This window comes from Streptomyces sp. OR43 (genome assembly GCF_008042275.1).
In the GTDB taxonomy this organism is placed as follows: domain Bacteria; phylum Actinomycetota; class Actinomycetes; order Streptomycetales; family Streptomycetaceae; genus Streptomyces.
Genome location: NZ_RDBK01000032.1, coordinates 64,911 through 73,673, shown reverse-complemented (window position 1 = coordinate 73,673; position 8,763 = coordinate 64,911). Strand labels below are relative to the sequence as shown.

Annotated in this window: 1 protein-coding gene; it reads left to right on the top strand. The window is 72.3% G+C overall.

Annotation, left to right across the window (positions count from 1 at the left end; all coding sequences use genetic code 11):
• Nucleotides 1-52: 52 nt before the first annotated feature.
• On the top strand, nt 53-8,763 hold an 8,711-nt coding region (locus EAO72_RS41975; protein WP_261991509.1), incomplete at its 3' end, for a non-ribosomal peptide synthetase.

The window sequence follows — 8,763 nt, the reverse complement described above, 5'->3', positions numbered from 1 at the left end:
CCAGCTGGCGTATGTCATCTATACGTCGGGTTCGACGGGTCGTCCGAAGGGTGTGCAGGTCGCGCATGGTGGTGTGGTGAATCTGGCGCTGGCTCTGAGGTCGGCGCTGGGTGTGGAGCCGGGTGCGCGGGTGTTGCAGTTCGCGTCGCAGAGTTTCGACGCGGCCGTTCTGGATGTCGCGGTGACGCTGGCCGGAGGCGGAGCCCTGGTGGTGGCCTCCACCGAGCACCGGCGCGTGCCGGCGCGGCTCGAGCAGTTGGTGCGGGCCGAGGGTGTGGTGTCGGCGAGTGTGTCGCCGTCCCTGCTGGGTGTGCTGGACGAGGCGGCGCTGCCGGGTGTGCGGAGTCTGTTCGTCGGGTCGGAGCGGGTCGGCGAGGCGGTCGTACGCGAGTGGGGTCCCGGCCGTCGGTTCTTCGTCGGGTACGGACCCACCGAGACCACGGTCATCGCTTCCACCGGCCTTGCGGACCCCGAGGCGCAGGGTGCCCCGTCGATCGGCCGGCCGCTCGTCAACACCCAGGTGTACGCCCTCGACGAGCAGCTGCATCCCGTCCCCGTGGGCGTCGCGGGCGAGCTGTACATCGCCGGCGCCGGTGTGGCCCGTGGCTACGGCGGTCGTCCCGGGCTGACGGGTGAGCGGTTCGTCGCCGACCCGTTCGCTGCCGACGGCAGCCGGATGTACCGGTCCGGCGACGTGGTCCGTTGGCTGGCCGACGGGCGGCTCGACTTCGTCGGCCGCGCGGACGAGCAGCTGAAGGTCCGCGGCTTCCGCATCGAGCCGGGTGAGACCGAGGCGGTTCTGGCCGGTCACCCCGGGGTTCGTACGGCTGTGGTGGCGGCGTTCGGCGATGGTACGGATCGTCGCCTCGCTGCGTACGTGGTCCCGGGCGACGTCACCGTCGGGATGCCTTCGGCCGGTGAGCTGCGGGAGTTCGTCGGCGGTCGGCTGCCGGAGTTCATGATCCCGACCGTGTTCGTCGAGCTGGCCGGGCTGCCGCTGACGGCCAACGGCAAGCTGGACCGTTCCGCGCTGCCGGCCCCGGAGGTGCGGCAGGCGTCCGGAGCGGAGTTCGTCGCTCCGTCGGGAGCGACGGAGGAGCTTGTCGCCGGGATCTGCGCCGAGGTGCTGGGTCTCGACCGCGTGAGTGCGACGGAGAGCTTCTTCGAACTCGGCGGGCACTCGCTGCTCGCGATGCAGGTGATCGCCCGGATCCGCGAGGCGCTGGGCGTCGAGCTCGCCATGTCGGTGCTGTTCGACCGGTCGACCGTACGCGGCCTGGCCCAGGTCGTCGCGGAGGCGTCGGGAACGGTCGCGCCCCCGATGACGGTCGTGGACCGCACGCTGCCGCTGCCGCTGTCGTTCGCGCAGCAGCGTCTGTGGTTCCTCGACCAGCTCGACCCCGGATCGACCGAGTACGTCCTGCCCATGCCGATCCTGCTGCACGGGGCGCTGGACCTGGCCGCGCTGACCGCGGCGCTGGACGCGATGGTCGCGCGGCACGAGGTCCTGCGTACGCGTCTGGTGGCGGACGCGGACGGCGTACCGCATCAGGTGATCGACCCGCCGGCCGCCTTCCCGCTCGCGGTGGTCGACGCGTCCGGCGAGTCGGACCCCGACACATACGCTGCGGAGCTGCTGCGTGCCGAGGCGACGAAGCCGTTCGACCTGACGGACGGCCCGCTGGTCCGAGCCACCCTGACCAAGGTCGCGGACGAGAAGAACGTCCTGCTGCTGGTGGCGCACCACGTGATCTTCGACGAGTGGTCGGACCACCTGTTCCAGCGCGAGCTGTCGGCCCTCTACGACGCCTTCCGCGCGCAGGAGCCGAACCCGCTGCCGCCGCTGAGCGTGCAGTACGCCGATTTCTCCGTCTGGCAGCGCGCATGGATGTCCGGTGACCTCCTGGACGGCCAGCTCGCCTACTGGCACGCCGCGTTGGCCGGTGCGCCCGTACTCGACCTGCCCACGGATCGGCCGCGCCCGGCGGTTCGTTCCTCGGCTGGTGCGGTGCAGCGGTTCAGCGTGTCGGCGCGGACCGCGGAGGCGCTGCACGCGCTGTCGCGCGAGTCCGGCGCGTCGATGTTCATGACGCTGTTGGCGGCCTTCGACGTACTCCTGGGCCGGTACGCGGGCGCGGAGGACGTGGTCGTCGGCACGCCGGTCGCGAACCGGAACCGTGCCGAGACGGAGGACCTCATCGGGTTCTTCGTGAACACGCTGGTGCTGCGGACTGATCTGTCCGGCGACCCGTCGTTCCGTGAACTGCTGGCGCGCGTGCGCGAGACGGCGCTGGGTGCGTACGCGCATCAGGACGTGCCGTTCGAGCAGCTGGTGGACGAGCTGGTGACGGAGCGGGACCGCTCGCGGACCCCGCTGTTCCAGGTCCTGTTCAGCTACGTCGCCGACGGCGGCGCGTACACCAACCCGGACGGCGTCCTGCCGTCGAAGTTCGATCTGTCGGTCCGGGTCGAGGGAAGCGCCGACGCCCTGTCGGGGCAGATCGAGTACAGCACCGCGCTGTTCGACGCCTCGACGATGGAGCGCCTGGCGGGTCACCTGGTCACGCTGCTGGACGCCGTCGTTCTCGACCCGGGGCAGCGGGTCGGCGAGCTGCCGGTGCTTCCGGCGGCTGAGCGTGAGCTGGTGGTGGAGGGCTGGAACGCGTCGTCGGCGGAGCTGCCGGCGGTGGACAGCGTGCACGAACTGATCGCCGAGCGGGCCGTGTCGGCCCCGGATGCCGTGGCCGTGGTCGCCGGCGGGGAGTCGCTGACGTACGGCGAGCTGATCACCCGGGCGCATCGTCTGGCGCATCACCTGCGGTCGATGGGTGTGGGCACGGAGTCGGTGGTGGGGCTGTGTCTGCCGCGTGGGCTGGACATGGTCGTGGGGATGGTCGCGGTGTGGCAGGCCGGTGGCGCGTACGTGCCGCTGGACCCCGAATACCCGGCCGACCGGCTGGAGTTCATGCTCGCGGACGCGGGTGTGCACGTCGTGGTGGGTGAGCGGGCCTTGGTAAAGGGGCTGCCGGTCGGGCAGGGTGTGTGGCTGGACGATGCGGCTGTACGCGAGGCCCTGGCCGGGCTGCCGTCCGACGCACCCGAAACGACCGTATCTGCAGCCCAGTTGGCGTACGTGATCTACACGTCCGGTTCGACCGGCCGGCCGAAGGGCGTGCAGGTCGCGCACGGCAGTGTGGTCGGCATGGTCTCGGCTCTGTCGCCGGAGCTGGGCGCCGGGCCGGGCGTGCGCATGCTGCAGTTCGCCTCCTTCAGCTTCGACGCCGCCGTCCTGGACGTGGCGGTGACGCTGGCCTCGGGCGGCGTCCTCGTCGTGGCGACGTCGGAGGAGCGGGCCGAGGCCGCGCTGCTCACGTCGATGCTGCGGGCCGAGGGTGTGCGCGCGGCGAGCGTCGTCCCGTCTCTGCTGGGTGTCCTGGATCCGGAGGCCGTGTCCGGTGTCGAGACCCTGCTGCTGGGTGCGGAGCGCCTGACGGAGCCGGTGGCGCGCGTCTGGTCGGCCGGTCGTCGGCTGGTGAACACGTACGGCCCGACCGAGGCGACCGTCATGGTGACGACCGGTGTCGTGGACCCGGAGCGGCTCACCGGCGCGCCTGCCATCGGTGCGCCCGTGGCCAACGCCCGTCTCTACGTGCTCGACGAGCGGCTGAACCCCGTCCCCGTGGGTGTGGCCGGTGAGGTGTACATCGCCGGTCCGCAGGTCGCGCGTGGCTATCGGAGTCAGCCTGGCCTGACGGGTGAGCGGTTCGTCGCCGATCCGTTCGCTGCGGACGGCACCCGGATGTACCGGTCGGGTGACCGTGCCCGTTGGCTGGCGGACGGGCAGCTCGACTTCGTCGGGCGGGCCGACAGTCAGGTGAAGGTGCGTGGCTTCCGTATCGAGCCGGGTGAGATCGAGGCGGTCCTGGCCGCCCATCCGCAGATCCGCACCGCCGTCGTGGCCGCTTTCGGCGATGTCGAGGACCGGCGCCTGGCCGCGTACCTCGTCCCCGCGGACCAGACGGCCGCCATCCCGTCCGTGGCCGACCTCCGCGCGTACGCCGGCGGCCGACTGCCCGCCTTCATGGTCCCGTCCGCCTTCGTGTCGCTCGACGCCCTGCCGCTGAGCCCAAACGGCAAGCTCGACCGTGCCGCCCTTACCGAGCCGGCAGGCGCGCGGCCCGAGCTGGACGCGTTCGTCGCCCCGGGCACGGCCACCGAGGAGCTGCTCGCCGGTGTCTGGGCCCAGCTCCTGGGGCTGGACCGGGTCGGCGTGACCGACAACTTCTTCGAGCTGGGCGGCCACTCGCTGCTGGCCACGCGCGTCAGGTCGCGGGTTCGGGAGCTGCTCGGGGCCGAGATCCCGCTGCACGTGCTCTTCGACCGGCCGACCGTGCGCGGTCTGGCCGCCGCCGTGGAGAGCGCCGGCCGGGCGGACGCCCCGCCGCCCGTCGGCGTGGCGGACCGTACGCAGCCGCTGCCGCTGTCGTTCGCGCAGCAGCGGCTCTGGTTCCTGGAGCAGATGGACCAGGAGGCCGCCGAGTACAACGTCGCCCTGCCGGTCTGGCTGCGCGGCGAGAAGCCCGATGTCGGCGCCTTGGCGGCCGCTCTCGGCGCCGTCGTGAGGCGGCACGAGGTGCTGCGCACCCGGCTCGTCGCCGGTGCGGACGGCATCCCGTACCAGGTGATCGACCAGCCGGCGGACGCCTTCCCGCTCGCGCTCGTCGACGTCTCCGCGGAGCGCGATCCGGTTGCCGCGGCCCGCGAACTGGTCGCCGCCGACGCGGTGCTGCCCTTCGACCTGGCGGCCGACGCGCTGATCCGCGCCCTGCTGATCCGGGTCGCTCCCGACGAGCACGTTCTGGCGCTGTCGGTGCACCACGTCGTCTTCGACGAGTGGTCGGACCAGGTCTTCCGCCGCGAACTGGCCGCACTGTACGAGGCGTTCCGCGAGGGCCTGCCGGACCCGCTCCAGCCGCCGGCCGTCCAGTACACGGACTTCGCCGCCTGGCAGCGGCAGTGGCTCTCCGGTGACGTGCTGGAGTCGCAACTCGCCTACTGGACCCGGAACCTGGCGGGCGCCCCGACGCTGGAACTGCCTACCGACCGACCCCGGCCGCTCGTACGGTCAACCGAGGGCGCCGCCCTCAGGTTCACCGTCCCCGCGCGGACGGCGGACGCGTTGCGCTCCCTCTCGCGCGAGCGTGGCACGACGATGTTCATGACGCTCCTCGCCGCCTTCGACGTCCTGCTGAGCCGCTACGCGGGCTCGGAGGACGTGGTCGTGGGCACGCCGGTCGCCAACCGGAACCGCGCCGAGATCGAGGACCTCATCGGGTTCTTCGTCAACACGCTCGTCCTGCGCACCGACCTCTCCGGCGATCCCTCCTTCGCCGAACTCCTCGGCCGCGTGCGCGAGACCTCTCTCGCCGCCTTCGCGCACCAGGACCTGCCGTTCGAGCAGCTCGTGGACGAGCTGGTCGGCGAGCGGGACCGGTCCCGGACGCCGCTGTTCCAGGTCATGTTCACGTACGAGTCCCAGGAGCCAGGCGCCCTTCCGGGCCGCGGTGACCTCTTCGGCCCCGACGCGCTCGCGACCGACTTCCTCGCGGACAGCCTTCCCGCGAAGTTCGACCTGCTTCTGACGCTGGGCGACGGCGACGGCCACCGTGACAGCGACGGTTCCGGAGACGGCCGCGGTGGTCTCGTCGGCGAGCTTCAGTACAGCACCGCGCTGTTCGACACCTCGACCGTCGAGCGGATGATCGGGCACCTCGTCGGCCTGCTGGAGACGGTGGCCGCCGACGACACGCGTCCGCTGTCGCAGGTGTCCCTGCTGTCGGCGGACGAACACGACCGCTTGGTCGCGGAGTGGGGCGACGCCGTGACGCCGTCGCCCCAGGCCGGAGGCGTACCCGCGCTCATCGCGCAGCGGGCCGCGGAGGCCCCCGACGCGGTGGCCCTCGTCAGCGGCGAGCAGCGCGTCACGTACGCGGAGCTGATGGCAGGGGCGAACCGTCTCGCGCACCTGCTGCGCGATGCCGGCGCCGGCCCGGAAACCGTCGTCGGACTGTGCCTGGACCGCGGCGTCGACATGGTCACGGCCATGCTGGCCGTGTGGCAGGCCGGCGGCGGCTACCTCTCCCTCGACCCGGCGCAGCCGTCCGAGCGGCTCGCCTACATGCTGGCCGACAGCGGCGCGAAGGTGGTGGTGACGCAGCAGCGTCACGCGGCGACACTGACCGACGTACTCACCCAGGTACAGGCGGACACCCACGTCGCGCCCCTGCTCGTCGTCGACGCCCCCGAAACCGCCGCGGAGATCGGCCGGCGTCCGGCCACCGCACCACCGGACACCGCCACCGAGCCCGGACAGCTCGCGTACGTGATCTACACATCCGGCTCGACCGGCCGCCCCAAGGGCGTCCACGTCCCGCACGCGAACGTCCAGGGCCTCTTCGCCGCCGTGGACCGCACGGAGACCTTCGACCTCGGGCACGACGACGTGTGGAGCGTCATCCACTCCTCGGCGTTCGACTTCTCCGTCTGGGAGATCTGGGGCGCGCTGACCCACGGCGCCCGGTGCCTCGTCGTACCGACCGAGACCGTGCGGCAGCCGTGGCTGCTCCGGGACGTCCTGGCTGACGAGGGCGTGACCGTACTCAGCGCCACGCCGGAACTGTTCCGGCAGCTGGCCGAGGCCGCCGGCCCGGGCCGCACGCCCACCGACCTGCGGTACGTCGTCTTCGGCGGCGACGCGCTGCAGCGCGTCCACGTCGAGCGGTGGGCCGACGCGTGGGGCCTGGACACCCCCGCCCTCGTCAACATGTACGGCATCACGGAGACGACCGTCCACGTCACCCACCACCGGATCGACGCCGCCGACACGGCGGCCGACCCGAGGCTGCCGGTTGGCCGCGCGCTCCCCGGCTGGCGCGCCCTCGTCCTCGACGAGCACCTCATGCCCGCACCCACCGGGGTGCCCGGCGAGCTGTACATCGGCGGCACCGGTGTCGCGCGCGGATACGGCGGCCGGCCGGCGCTCACCGCCGAGCGCTTCGTCGCCGACCCGTTCGCGGCGGACGGCTCCCGGCTCTACCGCTCCGGAGACCGCGCCCGCCTCCTGGCCAACGGGACCCTGGAGTACCTGGGCCGGGCCGACAAGCAGATCAAGGTCCGCGGCTTCCGGATCGAACCGGGCGAGATCGAGGCGCTGCTCGCCGCCCACCCGGCGGTCCTGTCCGCCGTCGTGACCGCTTCCGGTGACGGTGCGGACAGGCGACTCGTGGCCTACCTCGTCCCCGCCGACCACACCGCGGGCGTCCCGGACGCGGGCGAGCTCCGCGCCTGCCTGCGCCGCGAGCTGCCGGACTACATGGTCCCGGCCGCCTTCGTCGAGCTCGCCGCGCTGCCCCTGACCTCGAACGGAAAGCTGGACCGGGCGGCACTGCCGCAGCCTGAACCGTCCCAGGCCAACACCGCCGGGTTCGTCGCCCCGGCCGGCGCCACGGAGGAACTGCTCGCGCGCATCTGGTCCGAGGTGCTCGGCGTGGACCGGATCGGCGCCGACGACAACTTCTTCGAGGTGGGCGGGCACTCGCTGCTCGCCACCCAGGTCGTCTCCCGCATCCGGGAGGCGTTCCGCGCCGAGGTGCCGCTGTCCGCCCTGTTCGACCGGCCCACGGTGCGCGAGCTGGCACCGGTCCTGGAGGACTCCGGCACCGACACCGTCGTGCACCCCCTGACACCGGCCGACCGCAGCCGGCCGCTGCCGCTGTCATTCGCGCAGCAGCGCCTGTGGTTCCTCGACCAGCTGGCGCCCGGCGCGGTGGAGTACGCCCTGCTGTCGCCCGTGGCATGGAACGGACCCCTGGACGTGGCCGCGCTGGGCGCGGCGCTGGGCGGAGTCGTGGCCCGGCACGAGGTGCTGCGCACGCGCCTGGTCGCCGGTGCGGACGGCGTGCCGCACCAGGTGATCGACGCGCCGGCGCCGTTCCCGCTGCCGGTCGTCGACGTGTCCGACTGCCTCGACCCGGCGGAGTCCGTGCGGGAGCTGGCGGCCGTGGACGCGGCCGTGCCGTTCGACCTCGCGACCGGCCCCCTGGTCCGGGCCACTCTGTTCCGGCTCGGCGCGGAGGAGCACGTACTGGCGCTGGCGATCCACCACGTGGTCTTCGACGAGTGGTCGGACCGAATCTTCCACCGCGAGCTCGGAGCCCTGTACGAGGCGTTCCGCGCCGGCGAGCCCGACCCGCTGCCCCCGCTGACCGTGCAGTACGCGGACTTCTCCGTGTGGCAGCGGCAGTGGCTCGACGGCGAGCTGCTTGAACGCCAACTTGGCTACTGGACGCAGCAGTTGGACGGTTCCCCCACCTTGGACCTGCCCACCGACCGCCCTCGGCCGCCGATCCGGTCGACGATCGGCGCGGTGACCAGGTTCGAGATTCCGCAGGAGACCGTAGAGCCGCTGCGTGAGCTGTCGCGTGAGTGCGGTGTCTCGATGTTCATGACGCTGCTGTCGGCGTATGTGGTGCTGCTGGGGCGGCATGCGGGGTCGGACGATGTGGTCGTCGGCACGCCGGTGGCGAACCGGAATCGTGCGGAGACGGAGGGCTTGATCGGGTTCTTCGTGAACACGTTGGTGATGCGGACGGATCTGTCGGGTGATCCGTCGTTCCGTGAGGTGTTGGGGCGGGTGCGGGAGACGGCGCTGGGTGCGTATGCGCATCAGGATGTGCCGTTCGAGCAGGTGGTGGAAGCGTTGGT